Origin of the sequence: Candidatus Methylomicrobium oryzae (assembly GCF_016745425.1) — a bacterium.
GTDB classification, from domain to species: domain Bacteria; phylum Pseudomonadota; class Gammaproteobacteria; order Methylococcales; family Methylomonadaceae; genus Methylomicrobium; species Methylomicrobium oryzae.
In genome coordinates, this window is the sequence record NZ_JAERVK010000005.1 from 199245 (window position 1) to 220903 (window position 21659).

Annotated in this window: 9 protein-coding genes; 8 read left to right on the forward strand and 1 reads right to left on the reverse strand. The window is 48.9% G+C overall.

From position 1 onward, the window contains the following. Positions 1–26: 26 nt before the first annotated feature. On the reverse strand, positions 27–701 hold the full coding sequence (locus JJL52_RS07490; protein WP_202051772.1) for a hypothetical protein: 675 nt from the start codon (positions 699–701) through the stop codon (positions 27–29). 85 nt (positions 702–786) lie between these two features. Here JJL52_RS07490 and JJL52_RS21295 point away from each other — a divergent pair, with 85 nt between their 5' ends. The 8 genes from JJL52_RS21295 (at position 787) to JJL52_RS07530 (ending at position 21515) form a co-directional block, all read left to right on the forward strand. Further along, a complete protein-coding gene (locus JJL52_RS21295; RefSeq protein ID WP_236994123.1) occupies positions 787–1299 on the forward strand; it encodes a WGR domain-containing protein in 513 nt (170 codons plus the stop codon). A gap of 145 nt (positions 1300–1444) precedes the next feature. Further along, positions 1445–4330 carry a DEAD/DEAH box helicase gene (locus JJL52_RS07500; protein ID WP_202051773.1) on the forward strand — a complete coding sequence of 962 codons (2886 nt, stop codon included), beginning with the start codon at positions 1445–1447 and terminating at the stop codon, positions 4328–4330. 30 nt (positions 4331–4360) lie between these two features. Continuing rightward, on the forward strand, positions 4361–4552 hold the full coding sequence (locus JJL52_RS07505) for a hypothetical protein (RefSeq protein WP_202051774.1): 192 nt from the start codon (positions 4361–4363) through the stop codon (positions 4550–4552). Between the two features lie 736 nt (positions 4553–5288). Then, on the forward strand, positions 5289–9572 hold the full coding sequence (locus JJL52_RS07510; RefSeq protein WP_236994124.1) for a hypothetical protein: 4284 nt from the start codon (positions 5289–5291) through the stop codon (positions 9570–9572). A gap of 62 nt (positions 9573–9634) precedes the next feature. After that, complete coding sequence (locus tag JJL52_RS07515; RefSeq protein ID WP_202051776.1) at positions 9635–10492, forward strand: hypothetical protein; 858 nt, start codon at positions 9635–9637, stop codon at positions 10490–10492. After that, entirely contained in the window at positions 10492–12804 is a 2313-nt protein-coding gene (locus tag JJL52_RS07520) for a UvrD-helicase domain-containing protein (RefSeq protein WP_202051777.1), read from the forward strand. The genes JJL52_RS07515 and JJL52_RS07520 overlap by 1 nt, the downstream gene beginning before the upstream one ends. Positions 12805–13118: 314 nt before the next feature. Then, positions 13119–19376, forward strand: coding sequence for a DEAD/DEAH box helicase (locus JJL52_RS07525; protein ID WP_202051778.1), 6258 nt, complete (start codon positions 13119–13121; stop codon positions 19374–19376). After that, positions 19377–21515: a 3'-5' exonuclease gene (locus JJL52_RS07530; protein WP_202051779.1), complete on the forward strand. Its 2139-nt coding sequence runs from the start codon at positions 19377–19379 to the stop codon at positions 21513–21515. Positions 21516–21659 lie beyond the last annotated feature (144 nt).

Genomic DNA, 21659 nt, shown 5'->3' on the forward strand with positions numbered 1-21659 from the left:
GCAATGCCTGATGGGATGGAACGGTCTTATTGATCGCGGTCGAAATATTGGTAGTCGTTTTGCGAATTACAGGTGGGTTGAATATGGTTGATGAATGATGCGCCGGTTTGCTCCGCCTCTTCCGCCATTTTGGCATCATAGAACTTGACTATGTCGCTACCATAGCTGCACGTTTCGTGATTGACCTGAGCGATCCGCTCAAGTGTTTGCATCAAGGAACGTTCAATTTGTGGATTGGAGCGGGCGCAAGCCTGAATTTGCTGCAAAAACGCAGGGCCGTTGCGGTCCACATTCTTGCGGAAATCCTGATTGCCTGCGACGGTATAGAGACACGGCGGACTGACTTCCCGGTTCAGATTTTGCAAGATAAACGTCAAGGCCTGCCGGCGTTGGCTCATGATTTGGCACAATTCAAAATCGCGATTTCGAACCCAAGTGCCGGGTTTAGCTGCGGCATCCTCCAGCTTTTCCTGCGTGGCGATCCCATACAAAGCCATTGCGCTTCCGGTGGCGAGTGTGGCGGCGCCGGCCCATCCGATGCCTTTGCCGGCACTGTGGGACATAAGCCCCGCGGGAATTCCAATCGTCGCGCCCATCAAGAAAGGCAATTGAGACGTGAACGCGCCTTTCAGCTTTTCAGCCGGGGATGAACACGGGTTGGCAGTTCGATAGGCTTCGAGAAAGCCCAGTCCCGAAGTCATTACGCTTCCCGCCTCGGCGTGAATTTGTGGGCTGCATGTGACGAATGCCGTAATAGCTAAGAAAGGCATCAAAATTCGCTGTAGCATGGCACTGCTCCTAAAAGAAAAGAGTGAAAAACAAACTCCGGAAATCCGGCTAAGGAATTCACCTGAATTCCTCAATGCTTTAATTAAGGAATTCAGGCTCTTTGTTACAGAAGCAATGGCCTATTTTACCGATCCAGGTATTCGGGTGGATTTTGTTAGGGTGCGGAAACGTGAGAACGACATGAACGCAGTCGTTGAAGTCATGCAAGACGGGACAGTTGTAAATCTGGTTTTGGCTAAACTCAGGACCTCAGGATTCCGCCCGTTTTTAGAAGCGAAGGATGCCAGCCGAAATATTCACCGCGCCTATTCGATTGCCTACGGCCAAGACCTTTTCGGCAACTGGGTCGTGGAAACGACTTACGGGCGGATCGGCGGCAAAGGACGAACCCTGGTGACGATCGTCAATAACGAGTACGAAGCGCTTAAATACGTGCAAAAAGCTCTTAAACGCAAACAATACGCCCCTAAGCGGATCGGGGTAGGCTATGAAGTCCGAGCAACATCATAACCCCGGGCTATGATTTTGAGCTGAGGTAATTCCGAAGAACTAATTTTGAATAAGTACCTAAACAAGGATAGTAAACACACTTTACTCTATAATTACCAAATTCTTCTGGAAGCCACTTAACCAAAATAATAGGAACGGATCAAGCTTGGCCACGCATCAACAATTTGCATCAGGATTACGTATAGAAGCGCGCGATGCCGAATGGTGCATCAAGCGAGTTGATCACTCCTCCGATGGGGGCTATCTTCTGACATGCGAAGGGCTGTCGGAGATTGTGCGCGGGCGCGAAAGTTTGTTTCTTACCAAGCTTGAGGAACCCCCTTATGGTCCCAGCATCCGCATTCTTGATCCGGAAACCACGCAGTTGGTGGACGATCTGACGCCCAATTTTCGGGCCAGCCTGCTTTATTTGGATACATTACTGCGGAAGACGCCGCCCACCGACGAATTTATCCATATCGCTCAACGCGCAGCGATGGATCAGTTGCCTTTCCAGCTCGATCCAACTCTACAAGCATTAAGTCAGCCCCGCCAACGCATTCTGATCGCCGATTCGGTCGGCTTGGGAAAAACGCTCGAAGCGGGCATTCTGGTCAGCGAATTGATCGCTCGCGGCCGTGGCAAGCGCATCCTGGTATTGGCGGTAAAATCGATGCTGGCCCAGTTTCAGCAGGAGTTCTGGAACCGTTTTTCGATTCCGCTCGTTCGCCTGGATTCGGTCGGATTGCAGCGGGTCCGGAACCGCATACCGGCCAATCACAACCCTTTTCATTATTTTGACCGATCAATCATTTCCATCGATACTCTGAAGCAGGATATCGAATATCGGCACCATTTGGAAAAAGCCTATTGGGACATCATCATTATCGATGAAGCACACAACGTTGCTGAACGAAGCGCCAATTCCCAGCGCGCAAAACTGGCCAAGTTGTTGGCTACCCGTTCCGACACGCTGATTATGCTGTCCGCCACACCGCATGACGGCAAAGCGGCGAGCTTCGCTAGTTTGATGAACATGCTCGATCCCACCGCTATTGCCAATCCCCGCGATTATTCACAGCAAGATTTTCGCGATAAAGGCTTGGTCATCCGCCGTTTTAAAAAAGATGTGCGCGAGCAACTGAAACAAAACTTCCCGGAACGCGAAATCGATACCGTTCGCACCCCAGCGAGCGCTGTCGAAGAAGCCGCTTATGACCAACTGGTCGCGGCGAAATTTCATACCTTGGACGGGCCAGGCGCTGGGCAATTATTTCGAACCGTTTTAGAAAAGGCATTGTTTTCGAGCCCTGCAGCTTGTTTGTCGACGATCGAAAACCGTCTGAAACGGCTAAAAGGGAGAAGCGAAAACGACGATATTTTGGCTGACATCAGCACACTGGAGGGGTTACGCTCAGCCATTCAAGCCATAACATCCGATCGATTCAGCAAATATCAACGCTTGGTGGAGCTCCTGCGTCCGGACGGCTCAAAAAGTCTCGGTTGGAGCCCAAAGCATGCCGATGACCGCCTAGTCATCTTTACGGAAAGTTTGATTACGCTCGACTTCTTGGAAAAGCACTTGCCGGACGATCTCGGCTTGAAACCCCAACAAGTCTCTTCACTGCGCGGCGATATGAAAGATCGGGACCTGATGGAAGCCGTCGAACAATTCAACAAACTCGACAGCCAGGTCCGTCTGCTGCTTTGTTCGGATGTGGCTTCCGAAGGCATCAACCTGCACCATCTGTCCCATCGGATGATCCATTTCGACATCCCATGGTCGCTGATGGTCTTTCAGCAACGCAACGGCCGGATCGACCGCTATGGGCAGCAGCGGCAGCCGCAAATTCGTTATCTGTTGACCGAATCGGAGAATGCTCACGTCCACGGCGACCTTCGCGTTCTGGAAATCCTGATCGAAAAAGACAGCCAGGCGGGAAAAAACATCGGTGACCCTTCCGAGTTCATGGGCAAATTCAACCCCGAGGAAGAAGAAGCCTTAACCGCCATTGTTATCGAGCAGGATAAAAAAGACGATGACGATATTTCCGACATTTTTGCCGATCTACTCGGCGATACCGAATCATCCGGCGATCTGTTGGGGCATTTCACCCCGGACAGCGCACCCAGCACCGATTTTGCACAAGTCCTGAAACAAAGCCCCAGGCTATACCCGCAGGACCTGGATTATGCCGACCAAGCCTTAAGATGGCTGCGCGACAGCGGCGTCGATCTGCAAGCCGATATCGAAGGTGACCTGCTGCGTATCACCGCGCCTAATGATTTGGTGCAGAGACTGCGCTATTTGCCCAGCGAAGTGCGGCCCGACAATGACCGCTTCCTGCTATCCAGCAATAAGCAGCGCATCTATGACGAACTCAAGCGCTGCCGGGAAGAAGACAGCCCCTGGCCCGACATTCAATATCTCTGGGAGCAGCATCCTGTGATGGAATGGCTGGCCGATCGGGCGCTGAATGCCTTTGGCCGACACACTGCGCCGATTCTGCGCTTGGGCAGTTTACAGGCGCAGCAGCACATGGTGTTGATCTACGGCGGTTTTCCGAATAAACGCGGCCACATCATGGTGCATGACTGGCTAGGCATCGAGTTTCAGGAGCAAACCGTCGTGGGCATTCACTCGCTTGAAGCCGTTCTTGATAAACTTCAAATCCAGCCCGGCAAATTGGCCAATCGTGGCGAAGCGGGAGATTCCTCGGTATTGCAAAAACTGCTTGCCTTGGCCATTCCTCCGGCAAAAGAATCATTGCAAGCCTTACGGCAAGAAAAACAGGCAAGTCTCAGTCAACGTCTTAAAAAGTTGTCGGATAACCTGTACGAACTGAAAAGCCGCCACGTCGAGCAGCTTGAAATCGATTTTAGCGGCAGTGATCAACCCGAAGCGATCAAAAAGCACCGCCGCGAAGACCGTCTGTCGCATATCGAGCGCGTTTTTCAAGATCATCTTGCCTGGTTGGAAAATACGCAAACCACCGAAGAAGAGCCTTTTATTCAAGTCGCGGCGCTATTTACCGGTCAGGCCGCGCGGTAGAATCCCATCTTTCATTTTAGGAGCTAGATCATGCAACCCCAAGCCAATAACCGCGACCTCATGGCCCCCGAGACGGAGCCGACCGACGCGGAACTGCATCTGGTCATGAGCGAAGCGCTTAATTTAGCGATGGAACGCAAAAAAATGTCCGACGCCATGATGCGGCAACGCCTTTTAGACGAAGTTGCCCAAGTACGGGCCCGTTATCAAGCATCAAAATGACCGAAGCCGATTTGCAAAAAACTATCAAACGGCGTCTGCTTCGGTGTAACCCATCATTGAGTCTTTGGAAAAATAAAGCGTGAACTGGATCGGCATCACCAACGAAAACGAGTTTTACAGCCAGCATTACCTGTCGGAGATCTTTACCGGCGACGTGCGCGGCGTTCTGGAAGCCTGGGCCAATCAGGAAAGTGAATCCCGCGAAACCGCCCGCCAGCAAAACCTTAAGGAACCCGGTTATCGCGCGCCCCACAACCGTCTGAACGCGCAGTGGCGGGAGGCGCTGAACCAACTGGATAGTATTCAACGCCCACAGCCGCCGATTGAACGACTCGCCAAAGGGCGTACCTTGATTCGGCAACTGCTGAACATCTTCGATTTACCTTATCAGGCCACACGACAACCTCTCGGCGGCAATGACGACCTGGAATTGCCCTTGCTCGGCGAATTGCGCACACCGCAGGGTGAGCCTTTATTATGGGTGTTCGAAGCGCAAGCGCTCGACGAAGGTGACGAATTCGACGCCGATCCCTTGAGCTTGCGCGTCCATCCGGCGCAACTGACCAGCGTGAACACTATTCCGGTCGCTAAAACATTGACTGGAACCGACGCACCGGACTGGCAAAAGCTGCTGTCCACCTCCGTGTTTACCCAAACCCGGCCGCCGCGCTGGGTGCTTCTGGTCAGCCCGTTTCAATGGCTGCTGCTGGATCGCGCCAAGTTTGCCCAACACCGCTTGCTGCGTTTCGACTGGAAAGAACTGTTCAGCCGCCGCGAAATAGACACCCTGAAAGCCGTCTCGGTATTGCTGCATAAGGAGTCACTGCTCGACGCCCAAGGCCAAAGCCTGCTCGATACGCTGGACGAAAACGCCCACAAGCATGCTTATGGCGTCTCCGAAGACCTCAAATATGCCTTGCGCGAATGTATCGAATTGCTCGGCAACGAAGCCGCGCAGCAATTGATCGAACAGGCGCGCATCGATAAAAAGGGCATTTTCACCGGCAAGGGTGCGCTCGATCCGGCGGAATTATCGTTGCAGTGCCTGCGCTACATGTACCGGCTGCTGTTTTTGTTTTATATCGAAGCCCGACCGGATCTGGGCTATGCGCCGACCGATTCCGATGTTTACCTGAAAGGCTATTCGCTGGAGGCCTTGCGTGATCTGGAACTAATGCCGTTGACCAGCGAAGCGGAACGCAACGGCCATTATCTGCATCATTCGATCCAGATGCTGTTTCATTTGGTCGGCGAAGGCACCGAACATAAGCCTGAGCAAAACCTCTTCATGATCGGACAACAAACCGGCCGCGACGCTTTCGAACTGGCGCCACTCAAATCGCACCTGTTCGATCCGAACCGCACCGCGTTACTCGATAAAGTCGTCTTTCCCAACCACATCCTGCAACGCATCATTCAGCTGATGTCGCTGAGCCGCCCAGCCAAGGGCAAGCGTCGGCGCGGACGGATTTCCTACGCCCAGCTCGGCATCAACCAATTGGGCGCGGTGTACGAGGCGCTGTTGTCCTATCGCGGTTTTTTCGCCCAAGATGACTTGTACGAAGTCAAAAAAGCCGATACCGATCCCGACGATCTCGATACCGGCTATTTCGTGACTCGCGAAGCCTTGGAAGATTACGCCGACAACGAACGGGTTTACGACCGCAACGAGCGCGGCGAGAAAGTCCTGCGTCTGCACAAGAAAGGCAGTTTCATTTACCGTCTGGCCGGCCGCGACCGGCAAAAGTCCGCCTCGTATTACACCCCGGAAGTGCTGACCCGCAGCCTGGTCAAATATGCATTAAAAGAACTGTTCAAGGAACAACTCGAACCGCTCGCCGACGACCGCGCCCGCGCCGAAAAGCTGTTGACGCTGAAAGTCTGCGAGCCAGCCATGGGTTCGGCGGCGTTCTTGAATGAAGCGATCAATCAACTGGCCGAAAAATACCTGGAACTGATGCAATCGGCCATGAACGAGCGCATCCCGCAGCATCAATACCGGGAAGAATTGCAAAAGGTCAAAATGTACTTGGCCGACAACTGCGTGTTCGGCATCGACTTGAATCCGGTCGCGGTAGAACTGGCGGAAGTGTCGCTCTGGCTGAACGCCTTGTCCAAGGACCGTTTTGTGCCCTGGTTCGGGTTGCAACTCTATTACGGCAATTCGTTGATCGGCGCTCGCCGCGAAGTGTTCAACAGCGACCGGCTCAACCGTAAATCGAGCGACGAAGACTGCTGGCTCAATCAGGCGCCTCAGGCCGTGCCGATGTCCGTCCCACGAAAATCCGGGCAAATCTGGCATTTCCTATTGCCTGACAGCGGTATGGCAAACTACAGCGACAAGGAAGTCAAATCGCTCTATCCCGATCACATCAAAGCCATCAGCGCCTGGCGTAAAGAATTTACCAAGCCGTTCGATAAAACCGATTTGGCGCGGTTGGAAAAACTCAGCGACAAGGTAGAGGAACTGTGGCAGGAACATGCCCGGTCGCTGGCCGGGCTGCGTAAAAAAACGACCGATCCTTACCGGATTTACGGTTTTGAATTGAGCGGACAGCCCACTTCGCTGGGCTTCAAGGATCAGATTTTGGCGCAGGAACTGGAAGCCAAAGGTTTGGAAAATGCCGGCGCCTTCCGCCGCCTGAAGCTGGTGATGGACTATTGGTGCGCGCTGTGGTTTTGGCCGATCCACGACGCTCTCGATTTGCCTAGCCGCGAGGAATGGCTGTTCGACCTGGAAACCCTGTTATTGGGCGATACCGTGCCGGTGGGGCCCAGCGGCGAACAAATGGAATTGTTTACCGAAACCCAGCCGCGTCAGGAAGCCGTGCCGTTCGTCAACCGCTTCGGCGTGGTCAATCTCGGCAAGCTGTTCAAGGCTTCGCCTCGTTTGAAGCGAGCCGATGAGATTGCCCAGCAAAGGCGCTTTTTTCACTGGAATCTGGCTTTTGCCGATGTGTTTGCCACCAACGGCGGTTTTGATTTGTTCTTGGGAAATCCGCCCTGGCTGAAAGTGGAATGGAACAGTGGCGCGGTACTGGGTGACTTCGAGCCAAGTTTTGTGTTGAAAAATTACAGCGCCAAACAGATGGCGGACTTGCGGGAGGAAACATTTCATCGTGTTCCAGAGTTGGAAGCGGCTTGGCGGTCGGAGTTTGAGGAATCGGAAGGAGCGCAGAATTTTCTGAATGCCGTCGCCAATTATCCCGAACTCAAAGGCATGCAAACCAACTTGTATAAATGCTTTTTACCGAGGGCATGGGCAAATGGCTCAGTTAAAGGTGTTAGCGGTTTTCTGCATCCTGAAGGTGTTTATGATGATCCCAACGGAGGGGTGTTTCGGCGATCCCTTTATTCGAGGCTGCGGTCTCATTTTCAGTATCAAAATCAACGAATCCTTTTCCCGATTGGGCATCGTGTCAAATTCAGCACGAATATCATTGGGCCGGTATCACCCACACCTCGATTTGACACCATAGCCAATCTTTTTATGCCTAAAACGGTTGACCTTTGTTATAGCCACGATGGCAATGGCATAGTTGGCGGTATCAAATCGGACGAGGGTGATGACTGGGATGAAAGTGGGCATCGTGATCGTATTATTTCAGTGGGTGAAAAAGAACTTGCCTTGTTTGCTGAACTATATGATGAGCCTGGAACCGCGCCATTAGAAGCCCGATTGCCCGCCTTACATGCTAAGCAATTACTCGGTGTACTTAAGAAGTTCGCCACACAGCCGAAACGCCTGGGTGATTTGCAGGGGGAGTATGTTTCCCTGGAAATGTGGCACGAAACTAATGCTCAAAAAGACGGCACTATTCGCCGCGAAACCCGTTTTCCAAAAGATAGCCGCGAGTGGATATTTTCCGGTCCACATTTTTATGTTGGTTCGCCGTTTTACAAAACCCCGCGAGCAAAATGCACAGAAAAAGGGCATTACGACGTGCTGGATCTGGAAACCCTGCCTGATGATTATTTGCCGCGGACGAATTATATGCCTGCGTGTTCGGAGGAAGACTATCGGGTGCGGACGCCGAGGGTGAGTTGGGTTGAAGAGGAGCAAGCCGAAGCAAATTTAGTCACAAACTATTTTAGGCACATCAATAGACGAGCAATTGGGACATCGTCTGAAAGAACGGCCATAGGATCAATAATCCCTCCATCAACAGCGCATATTGACGGAGGATTTACTCTTTGTTTCAAAAATATTAGCAATCTGATAGATTTCAATGCGGCATTTTGCTCAATTCCCTTCGATTTTTTTATTAAAACAACTGGTAAATCCGATTGCAGAGCCGACTTAATTGGAATGTTACCGCTTGTGTCATCGAATAAGTCCAAAAATGATATTAAGCTTCGATGTTTAGTGCTTACCTGTATAACGCAAATGTACACTGATCTCTGGAAACAGTGCTGGCAACCAGAATTTCAACAAATAAGTTGGTCTAAGGTTAACCAAGACAATAATTCTGGTGTTCGTTTATTACCACTAGATTTCTTCGCTAATCTCACCCCTAATTGGCAACGCCACTGCACTCTGCGCACTGACTACGCTCGCCGCCAAGCGCTGCTAGAAATCGACGTACTGGTCGCACAAGCGTTGGGCATGACACTGGACGAACTGCTGACCATCTACCGTGTGCAGTTCCCGGTGATGCGCCAATACGAAGCTGACACCTGGTACGACCAAAACGGCCGCATCGTCTTCACCCCCAGCAAAGGCCTGGTCGGCATAGGCCTGCCGCGCAAAGCCCGTAAATCCGATCTCAACGAAGGCATACGCTACTGCATCCAAAGTGACGACCGTAACGAACAAGACATCGCCCTCGGCTGGGAAGACATAGCCAGCCTCAAATCCGGCCAAGTAAGCAAAACCTTTCTGGATGACACTCTCCCCGGTGGACCCACCGAACGGACGACCACTTATGTCGCCCCATTTTTCAAACCCAATCGCGAAGAAGATTATCGTATCGCCTGGAAGTATTTTACAAAGGCTAATGGAGAACAGGATAGTGCATAAAAATAAGTAAGAGATAAATTACATTAATACTTAATATAACTTTAAAAAATGAGTTTCTCCGTATGATTCAAAATGCCAGATTAGGCACCCTCACACAAGGGACAATATTTTCATGCGCATATGCAGAACGTTATCAAAACTGCTCAGTGTGGGGTGTAGTAATAACAGCTAGATGTGATATAGCTCATGCAAAAGCGCCAGTATATAGTTACCTTCCAATTGTATCTATTGAGGATTGGTTTATACACGATGGTAAAGATATTTTAATTTCAAGGATAAAGAAAGAGATAGAAGGAAATATTAAAAACAAGCTTGCGGCATGTGATTTATCAGATAGCTTGTTAAAGGTATATAATCCACGATTAATTTATGAGGTAAATATAAAAAAATTAGAAAGCGATAGCAAGAAAAAGAAGCTTGCAAATGATTTTTCAGACTTAGTGGAAAATTTTGAAAAAATAGATTCTATATTAAGTAGAACGCCAACTCTAGAGGAAATGCAGGACTTGGGTTCAAAATACCCTAAGCTATTGGAAGGGATAATCAAAGAACTTATTTCCTTTAATTTGGCTGGTTATTACTATATTCCGAATATAGAACTTAAATCAACTAGCCTCGAATATGTCGTAATTCTCAGAGAAGTTCACCATATCAGTTCAGATGCTGCATTGTTGATTGGAAATGGCATTGATAAAGACACTTACAAATCTGATTTCAAAGACTTAAATAAAAAAAATATTTGCCCTAAATTTGGTTTAGAAGATGATTTTGCAATGCCAATATCTCACCTACAATCTCCATGGATTGAGCATCTAATGCAAAGTTTTTCCAATTTATTTATTCGCATCGGATTACCCGATTTTCAAAAAGGGGCGGTTTCTGAAATTTCCAGAAAACTCAAAAAAAAGGAAAATAAATAATGAAATTTATCTATATAGATGAAAATTCCGCCTCTGAGTTAGTATCAGAACGATTTTTACAGTCAACTGAGTTTGATCAGGGTAGAGACTTAGTTGATTTTTTATTCGGCAAAAAAGTCCCAGAGAGACCGACACCTAAAACAATTTACCATAAGTATGATGATGGGCTCTATATTTTACCTTCTGACATAAAGCCATCAATTAATTATCTAGTAATTGATCTTGAGAAAGCAGGTTATTTCCTAACACTTGGTGATGAAGGCTGCCTTTTTGTTTTACAGAAAATACTGAGATTTGCTACAAAATACTGGAAAGATTTAAAACCAAGCATTTCTGAGCGATTTATTCCAAATAGTTCTAAAACTGTTATTTTTCCATACCCTATTGGTCAGCAAACGTCACTTCGAGTGACAGTGGAAAGAAATCCCGATGCGAAACGACGTGAAAAAAGAGAAAAGGGAAAAGCACTTCTTGTATATAGGATAGGCACTGACGAAGGTGGTGGACCCAATGAAGAAGCCAGTGTAACGAATTTTAGAAGGTCAATGGAAGGACTTCAAGGAGCCATTGAGGAAATTAATTCAAAAAAAACTCTCGATCAGAAAAGTGAAAGTAATATAACTGCTATGTCAGTAACTTGCCTTTCGCATGAGCCAATAGAAAAGCTTCCAGGAGAAATAGGCTTTGATACTTGGCTTAAAAAACTTACGACTCTACAGAAGCAATTCGTATCCTCTTCGTTCACTACACCTCAAAGAATAGAAGGTCCAGCTGGCACAGGCAAAACACTCTGTTTAGTCTTAAAATGCCTTCATAATTTATTAGCGGCAAAAAACAATGGTATTCCCTATAAGGCACTATTTATCGCACATAGTGAAGCGACAAGACAATCGATTCAAGATTTGTTTTTTGCAAACGATCAATGGGGATTTAGTAATCAATATTCTTCTAATACTTCTCAATCCGTCAAAATTGCAACATTGCACATACTGTGCGGCGATGTTCTTAATACTGACATATCAGAAACAGAATTTTTAGATAGGGATGCATATGAATCGAAGATGGTTCAATTACTCTATGCATATGAGTCCCTTATAAAAATTATTAAGGGTGATCTAGAGTCTCATAAACCTTATTTATCTACTCAATTCTTAGATTTCTTAGCAGAAACAGATGAATGGGTACTTGCTGAAATGTTGCAGCATGAAATAAGCATAAAAATTAAAGGTCGCGCAGAAGAAGATTTAGATAAGTATAAAAAACTTCCTCGTCTTAATTATGGATTACCCGTTGAAAATGATGGCGACAAAACATTTGTTTTCTTGATGTATGACGCCTATCAGGAACTTTTAAAGATCGGGGGGCAATTTGACACAGATGATGTTGTGTTAAGCGCATTAGCCCAATTAGGTACTCCTATCTGGCGACGTCGTCGTTCGCGAGAAGGATTCGATAGTATTTATATAGATGAAACACATTTATTTAATCTTAATGAGTTGTCTGTATTTCATCGACTTACAGTTTCCGAAAGTCGTTTTCCTATTGCTTACTCTGTAGATCGATCTCAGGCATTAGGTGATCGTGGTTGGTCTGAAGTCTCTTTCGAGCTTGCTCTTGATCCTGAACGGCGTTCAGAAGCTAACGGTAAAACTATAAAAGTCCAATCAGTTTTTAGATGTTCTCCGGATATTGTAAATCTTGCTTTTTCCGTTACAGCATCGGGCGCGACATTGTTCACTAACTTTGATGATCCAATGGTGCACGCTATAAGTACATTCACAGCGGAAGAAGAAAAAAAATGTTCTGAACCAAAATATTTGCAATATATATCCGATACTGATCTTATTACACAAGGGTTAAAAAGAGCAGAATGTTTAGCTAGAGAAATGGATATAACGAATTCAGACATCGCAATTGTCGCTTTTGCCCCCGATCTATTTAATTCCCTAGTTGAATATTGTAAAGATAAAAATAAACCAATTGAAATTATAAAGCAACGAGGCGACTTTGAAATCGTAAAAAAGGCAAAAAAGAGTGGAAGGTTTTTATTGAGTAGCCCTGATTACATAGGTGGTCTTGAATTTGATGCGGTAATTTTGATTGGTGTTGATGCAACACGTGTTCCACCAAAATCATCATGCGAGAATGACGAAAGTGCAAATTTTTTAAGTTATTCTGCTCATCAAAGACTGTATGTTGCAATAACACGTGGACGTTTTCGAGTTGAAATTCTTGGCACTAAAGCAAGAGGTATAAGCAAGCTTCTTTCAGCAGCTATTGAAAGTGGTTTGCTTAAGATTGAGGAAGGCTAATAAATAGTACATTACTTTTAAATAGACTTTGCCTTATCAAACTATTTAAAATTACTACGCATAAATTATAATTTTTGATAATTTTAAAAATCCATTCCTTTACTGTTACTTTAATTACTTTAGTTTAATATGTTTATCTAGGGCCGGCTTATTTTTTTATCTACCAAGATGAGCAATGTATTCCTTGAGTCAGGAAAATAAAGCCTATGCTACCTATTATCGTTTCTCGCCAGATAGTTGAGGGTTTAAAAACTTTTTTGAGACTAACATTCCCAATAACTACCCAAGTATTTAGATTCCATTCAAGTCGTACCTTGATCGACGACTTTCTCGACAAAGACGGAAATTTGGCGAAAGGCCCCTGGCTGGAGGTCAAGCTGCCTTACCGAACCGCCGAAACCGGCGAGCAGTTGCCGTTCTCCCGTTATTCAATACCATTTACGCCCTATCAACATCAGGTGCGGGCGTTTAGGCGTCTGGCCGGCAGCGGCGCGCGTTCGACGATTGTCGCCACCGGCACCGGCTCGGGCAAGACCGAATGCTTCATGTATCCGATATTGGATTATTGTCTGTCTCATCGGCATTCGGGCATCAAGGCGATCATCATTTACCCGATGAATGCGCTGGCGACCGATCAGGCGCGGCGTTTTGCGAAGGAATGCAGCAAGCTCGACATCAAATTGAGCGTCGGCCTGTTTACTGGCGACGATGGCTCGAACAATCGAGGGATGACGCCGGAACAAGTGATTACGCATCGGGAATCCTTACGCGATAATCCCCCGGATATTTTGTTGACCAACTACAAAATGTTGGACTTTCTGCTGATGCGACCGCAGGATCAGCGTTTGTGGCAATTCAATTCGCCGGGCGTGTTGCGCTATTTGGTGGTTGACGAACTGCATACCTTCGATGGCGCGCAAGGAACCGATCTAGCCTGTTTGATCCGGCGCTTGCGCGACAAATTGAGCGCCGGTGATGAAATGGCGTGCGTGGGAACTTCGGCCACTATCGGCGATGCGTCGGCTGTCGCCGATCTTAAGGACTATGCCCAACAGGTATTCGCCACCCCGTTTGATGACGATGCGATCGTGCTGGAAGATCGTTTGGCGGTGGATGAATATTTGAGCCGTCATAGCGTGCATCAGGAGGTGATCGCGCGATGGCCGGTCGAGGCACTGGCCGAATTGCGACCCGGAGAATCTGACGCGGGCGTTTATTTGCGCCGTGCTGCCGAGTTGTGGCTGGGTCAGTCGTTGGCTTTGGATGCCGCTGACGAATCTGCCCGAATCAAGGCTTCTGTCCTATTGGGCGAGCAATTGTTGCGGCTGACGGCGTTCCAGGAGTTGTTAAGGCAAGCGCATGTCTTGTGCGATGCCAGAGCGTTGGCGAACGAATGGCAGCAGCGCCTGCGTCTGCCCAACCAGGAGGCTGCAGAAACCTTGATCGATAGCTTGGCGGCTTTGATCTCGGCCGCCCGGCGCTGGAAAAATCCGGGGTATGATGTAAAGCGGCCTGTGACAAAGGACGATGTCGAACCTTTCTTGCAGGTCAGGGTACAGCTTTGGTTGCGCGAGCTCAGACGGATGGTCGCCAGCGTGAGTAAAAATCCTGAACTGACTCATGCCGATGATCTGCGCAATTTGGCCGATCCTCTGCATCTGCCGCTTCTGCACTGCCGAGAATGCCATGCCGTTGCCTGGGGCTCGGTCGTTGCCGAAGGCGAACGCAGAATAAAGCCCGATTTGCAGGGTTTTTATCAATCCTGGTTCGCACAAAAACCGGATGCGGCCTTATTTTTTCCATTGGACTCCGAACGCAGAAGAGCCGATAACGAGAAAGTCTGGCTTTGTGTTCGTTGCCATCAATTGTCGCCGTTGAAAGGCAGCAATGTCTGTACAGGCTGTGAAGGAGAACGCATTGCGGTTTGGGCGCCGGACATTCGTAAACCGGTTCAGCGGAACGGCATCAATAGGACCGTGGTTTCGGCCGATTGTCCTTGTTGCAGTGGACATGAGTCGCTGTCCGTGATCGGTTCCCGCGCGGCAAGCCTGTCCAGTGTGATGATCGGAGAGTTGTTCGGATCATTTTTCAATGACGATTACAAACTGATCGCGTTTTCCGATTCGGTTCAGGATGCAGCGCATCGCGCCGGCTTTTTTGGCGCGAGAACGTATTCGCAAACGCTGCGCAATGCCTTGGCTCGATATATTCGTAGCCAAGGAGAAGGACTGTCGTTACCCCGTTTGTCGCAAGAGTTTCCGAATTTTTGGCGGCAGCAATTGGCCAGTGAGGAAACCTTCGTCGGCACTTTTATCGCGCCGAACATGGAATGGTTGCAGGGTTATCAGGAATTGAGGACGAATGGCAAAATTCCAAGCGGCAGCGATGTCGCCAACTTGGTTTCCAAACGTCTGTCTTGGGAGGTGATCAGCGAATTCGGGCTGCGTTGCCGAATCGGGCGGACGCTCGAACGCTCTGCGGTTGCAACCGTGGTGCCGGATAACGATCGCTTGCAAAACAGTTGCGACCGTCTGACACATCGATTACGAGAAGAACTGGGCATGCTTTCGGGTGTGCCTGTCAACGATGTTCGCTATTTTCTGTTGGGGATGTTAACGCGGCTTCGGCAAAAAGGCGCATTTTATACGAAGGAGCTGGAGACTTACGTCAAGGAAGGCGGCAAGGAGTTTTTGCTGACCCGATTGCCGTTCATGCCGGGTTACGGATTTGGCAACCGGCCGCCGTCTATGCTGAGCGTGGATCCGGTCTCCACTAATTTCGAAAATTTGCTGAGCCAAAGTGCTTGGTATCGCGACTGGTTTAACAAATGTCTGGCGGCTGATCAACCCTTGGCTTCGGCCGAGTATCAACAGGCGTACACGATTACGCTGGATGTGCTGGAAAAGGATGGCTGGCTACATGCCATGCCGGTTCGGCAGCAGATGGTTTGGGGCCTGAATCCGTCGCAATGGCAGGTGACCACGCAAATGGTCGATGTCGCCTGCAAGGACTGTCAACATCGCTTGTCGACGCCAAGCCGGCAACTGCATTGGCTAATCGGCATGAAATGTTTGCGGCAGGGGTGTTTCGGCAATTACCAGCCGGCGCCGATGCAGGCGCGATCCGGGCATTATCGCGCGTGGCCCCGGCGTTTGGTTCCCAGCGAACATACCGGTTTGCTGGACGGAGAGAAACGCCACGCCATTGAGTCCTCGTTTATCAATGGCGGCAATGCCTGGGATATTAATCTCTTGTCCGCGACCCCGACGCTGGAAATGGGGATTAATATAGGCGATTTGTCGACGGTGTTGCTCTGTTCGGTGCCACCGGCGCAGGCGAACTATCTGCAACGCATTGGGCGGGCGGGGCGCCGAGACGGTAATGCGCTGGCGGTTACAATCGCGACTGGGCATAGGCACGATCTTTATTTTTACACCAGCCCGAAAGAAATGATGGAGGGACAGATTTCTCCGCCCGGTGTTTTTCTGCAAGCGATGGCGGTGCTGGAAAGGCAGTTGATCGCATTTTGTTTTGATCGATGGGTGGCAACCGGCGTCGATGCCTCCGCCATTCCTGGCACCTTGCAGATGGTGCTGGATACGGTCGAAACCGGTAGGCTGGATGGCTTTCCGCACAATTTGCTTAAATTTGTCGATGAGCACGGCCTTTCGATCTTAGATCGATTTTTGGTGCTGTTTCCTGATCTGGATGCCGAGGGTATCGGGCACATTAATCAGTTTTTGTTGGGCAGTAAAACCGAAGGAGCTTTGGGATGGCGCATCTTGAATCGGCTCAACGAGCTTGCGCAAACCCGTTTGTCCGTCAGAGGCCGCGCCGATGAGTTGAAAAAACGCATTGCGCAATTGGAAGCCCAACCTGCCGATGAAGCCCGCGATCAATTGTTGGCGGATTCCAGGAGCGAGCGGGGGGCATTGCTGGCATTGATTGGCAGCATCAATCGACGATTGACGCTGAATTTTTTCACCGATGAAGGCTTATTGCCCAATTATGCCTTTCCTGAGGAAGGGGTCACGTTAAATTCGGTGATTCTCCGCCGTAGGGAAACACGTGATGAAGGCGATGAGCGCAAACGATATGAAGCCTTGAGTTTTTCATTTCAGCGTTCCGCTCAAGCCGCTCTGGGTGAATTGGTGCCGGAGGCTCGTTTTTATGCGGCAGAGCATCAATTAAATATCGAACAAGTCGATCTAAAACTTTCCAAGCCACAAACCTGGCGTTTATGTCCTTCGTGTCATTACAACGAAAATCTTGAAGAGAGCGGCGATCCGCACGGCGTATGCCCCCGCTGTGGTAATGCGCAGTGGGCCGATACCGGTCAAAAGCGCACGCTACTTAAACTGCGGCAAGTCTATGCCAGAGCGGATGCGCGCAATGATCGTATCGGGGACGATAACGATCAACGCGAACCGGTGTTTTATCAGCGGCAATTGCTGGTGGATGTGCCGCCTGTATCGATGCAGGGCGGCTATCGGATTGCCGGAGACGAGCTGCCGTTTGGATTCGAGTATTTGCGCAATGCGCGTTTTCGGGAAATCAATTTTGGAGAACCGGGTGATTCAGCCGAAACGTTTCATGTCGCCGGTAGAAGCGATGCGCGCAAAGGCTTCGTGATTTGCCGGCATTGCGGCATGGTCAGACGGCTACGATTGCGCAAAGGTCAATATGCGCATACCTTGGATTGCCCTTTATCGAAACCGGGGGCACAAGTCAGCGAATCTGACTGGATCAGCAGTCTTTATCTGTATAGGGAGCTGAATTCCGAAGCCATTCGTATTTTATTGCCGCTGGCCGATGTCGCACAGTCCGAGGTACGAAGAACATCATTCATCGCTGCTCTGAATATGGGACTGCGTCAGTATTTCCGTGGCAACGTGCAGCACCTTGAAATTACCGAAATGTCGGAATCGGGTGCGAATGGTCACTCTCCTCGTCAATATCTGGTGATCTATGACCGCGTCCCGGGCGGAACCGGTTATTTGAAGGAGTTGATGCGTACCCCCGATAATTTGATGGGATTGTTGGAGCAGGCTCATGATCTGTTGTTGAGTTGCTCCTGTGCGGATCAGGCCGATCAGGACGGTTGTTATCACTGTATCCTGGCTTACCGGGATAGCCGTAACATGGCGGCGATTTCGAGAAAAGCGGCGATCGAATTGTTGGAGCGAATTCTGGCTTTGCGCGATCAATTGCAGCCAGTCGAGCAATTAAGCCAAATCGACATGAACAGCGCGCTGGGTAGCCCTTTGGAGGCGTTATTTGTCAGTGCGTTGTCCAAATCTGTCGGAATGACCAAAAAGACAGTCAATGGCAAACCCGGCTATTGGATTCATGCGCGAAGAGAAGACGGCGCTGATCAAGTGTGGGAGCTTGAACCTCAGGCAAAACTTGGGCCGTCTCAAGACGTTTTATTACAAACCATCCCGGATTTTATGCTGCGCCCGGTCAGGGAAAACGATCTGGCCAAGTTTGGCGAGTGGGCCTTGTACTTGGATGGATTCGGACCGCATTTCAATAACCAGACCGATGATACGCGAAAACGCCTGGCGGTGATGCGCTCAGGGCGGCGCGTATGGAGCTTGGGGTGGCAGGACATACCGCAGATCGGCGAACAGCCCAATTCCGTTATCAATGATTATCTATTAAATCACCATCAACCAGCGATGTTGGCTCAATACGATAAATTGGCGGAAAGATTTGAATGGCAAAAAGCAACAAAGATTGAGGATGCTCTGACAGCCGGGCCGTTTAAGCTTTTGCTGGCATTTTTGCAGAAGCCGGCAGAAACCTTAGCGCAACTCCAACAAATTACGCTTTGCAATACGATCGGTTGGCTCTATTTGCCTTCCTTGAAAGCACGGCTTTGGGACGATCCGGCAATGGGACTGAATAGTGTTGTTCCAGGCACGGTTTGGCAATGGCTGCAGACTCAAGAAGATGCGATGGCATTTGGCGGTTTGCTCAAAGGGATTCAAACTGGAACCTCCCCGGTCGATATCGCCGTTTATTTGCCAGCGGCTGCACTGAGTTCGAAACAGCGCCTGTTAGAAGAGGTTGGCATCTCGGTTACTCTCGATGATACCGTGGCGGCACAAACCAAGGAATTTGAAAAGATCTGGCGCGGCTTTTGGCATGCGGTCAATGTGCTGCAATTTGCTCCTTATTTTACGGTGGCGACTCGAACCGGTGTCGCCCAACAAATGTATGAAAATTTGCTGGAAGGCTGGCCGTCGTCGAAGCAACTGAAAAAATCGGCTGCACTGCAATCCACCGATGAACGCTGGCAAGAGGTTTATGACTTGTGTCAGATCGACCAGGTTGCATTGGAGCAATTGGTTGCCGCAGGGGTTGATTGTCCGGAAGTCGGTCTCGACCTGTACCTGGATTCGCAAGTCGTGGCGACGGCTGAATTGGCTTGGCCTAACCGTTCCATAGCGCTGATGATGGAAAACAGGGGTGAACTCCCTAACATACCAGAATGGGTAATGATTAGCGTTCATAGCCCGGATTGGATGGATCAGTTGTTGACTTTGCTAACGAACCCGGAGCGATAAGTGGAAAATCTAAAAATTGCGATTGGGGATGGCTTTCTAGAGTCGTTTGCCCAAATTCCGAAAGCCAAACAGAAGAAGGTGATGGAATTTGTCGCAAAGTTTCGTTACAACCCGATGGCGAACGGCATCAATTACGAAAAAATCAACGATGCACGAGACGTGAACTTTCGTTCGGTTCGAATCGATCAGGATTATCGGGGCATTGTGCTGAAACCGGCGCAAGGCAACGTTTACATTCTTCTGTGGGTCGATAAACATGATGACGCCTACGATTGGGCACGTAGTCACCGCTGCGACATCCATCCGCAGACAGGTGCTTTGCAATTGGTCGAGATACTGCAAGGCAATCAAGCGGAGATCGAACCGGTCAAGATTGAAACTCAGACAGCGCAGGAAAATCGTCTATTTGATTTATCGGACGAGACATTATTGAGTTTGGGAGTCCCTTCGGATGATTTAGCAAGAATCCAAAGCTTGACCAATGTCGAGGCATTGGAGGCGATTGAAAAATCGCTGCCCATAGAAGCCTTCGAAGCGCTGTATCTGTTGGCGGCAGGGACATCGTTGGACGAAATATTAGCCGATTACGCCGCGAAAAAATCGACAACGGTTGATACTGAGGATTTTGCCGAAGCACTCAATCAGGATGCATCGCGACGACGCTTCTATGTCGTGGCCGACGAAATGGAGTTATTGGAAATGCTGGAAGCGCCGTTAGAAAAATGGCGGGTTTTTCTGCATCCTTCTCAGCGCAGACTCATCGACCGTCATTGGTCCGGGCCGGTTCGCGTGCTCGGCGGTGCAGGCACTGGTAAAACGGTCGTTGCGATGCACCGTGCTAAATGGTTGGCTGCACAAGCGACCGAAACGAATGAACGGATTTTGTTTACGACCTTCACCAGCAATTTAGCCGTCGATATTCAGGAGAGTTTACGCAAGATTTGTACGGCACAGGAGCTCAGACGCATTGACGTACAACACATCGACGCATGGATAGTGGATTTTTTGAAGCAGCGAGAATATGACTTCCGAATTGCTTATCCAAATGGCAAAGACAGTGAATATGAAAAATGTTGGTCTTTGGCTGAGGGGTTAATTTCGCCCAACTTAGGGTTACCGACAAGCTTTTATAGGGAAGAATGGGAAAGGGTTATTCTGCCGCAGTTCGTTCGGTCGCGTCAGGCTTATTTAACTACGAGCCGCATGGGGCGTGGCGTACCGCTAACCAGAAAACAGAGGGCCGATATTTGGTCGGTTTTCGAAGAAATGCGTATCCAATTGACACAAAGAAAGCTGACTACAATCGAAGATGCGGCCTTTGATATTATGTCCATGCTCGATTCGGGCGCGAATATTAAGCGTTATCGGTCAATTGTGGTTGATGAAGGACAGGATTTCGGGCCGGAAATGCTTACCTTGTTGCGCCGCCTGATTCCAGAAGGGCCAGACGACCTCTTCATCGTCGGTGATGGGCACCAGCGGATTTATCAGCGTAAAGCCGTTTTAGGCAAATGCGGGATTAATATTCGGGGGCGAGGCAAAAAACTGAAAATCAATTACCGAACCACCGAAGAAATTCGACGTTTCTCTACACACGTCTTAGAAGGAATTGTTATTGATGACATGGATGATGCTCAGGATACGTTGACCGATTATCGATCGCTGATGCATGGGGACTTTCCTGAAATTAAGCACTTTAATTCCATTAATGAAGAAGCTAAGTGGATAAGGGAGAAAATTGAAGCATTAATTGAAAATGGCTTGCTCTCTCAAGATATTTGTTTAGTTGCTCGAACCAATCATTTAGTCGATGAATATGGCTCTCAATTACAACAGTTGGGAATCGAAACCCGAAAATTGTCTCGACAACAATCGGATAACAGAAATTTGCCGGGTATTCGCTTGGCGACGATGCATCGTGTAAAGGGGTTGGAATTTAAAGCGGTTTTAATGGCAGGTATTAATGAGGGTGTTGTGCCATTGAAAATCAGTATCGAAACGCAAGATCCGACAGAAGCCCGCTTACGCGATGAGAATGAACGCGCCTTGTTCCATGTTGCGGCTACTCGGGCTATAAAGGGGTTGTTTATATCTTCGCATGGAATAGTTAGTCCATATTTAGCAAAGTACCCTTTATGATAGACCAATGTGTAGAAGGATTTTTGTCACATTTAACCAATTACACGTATCGATGAGAATTTTGATTCGCATGTAAATTGCTAGTGCAGGATATTCTGATTTCTATCCGGCCAACCAAAGAAAGTCAATAATTCACCCTGAACG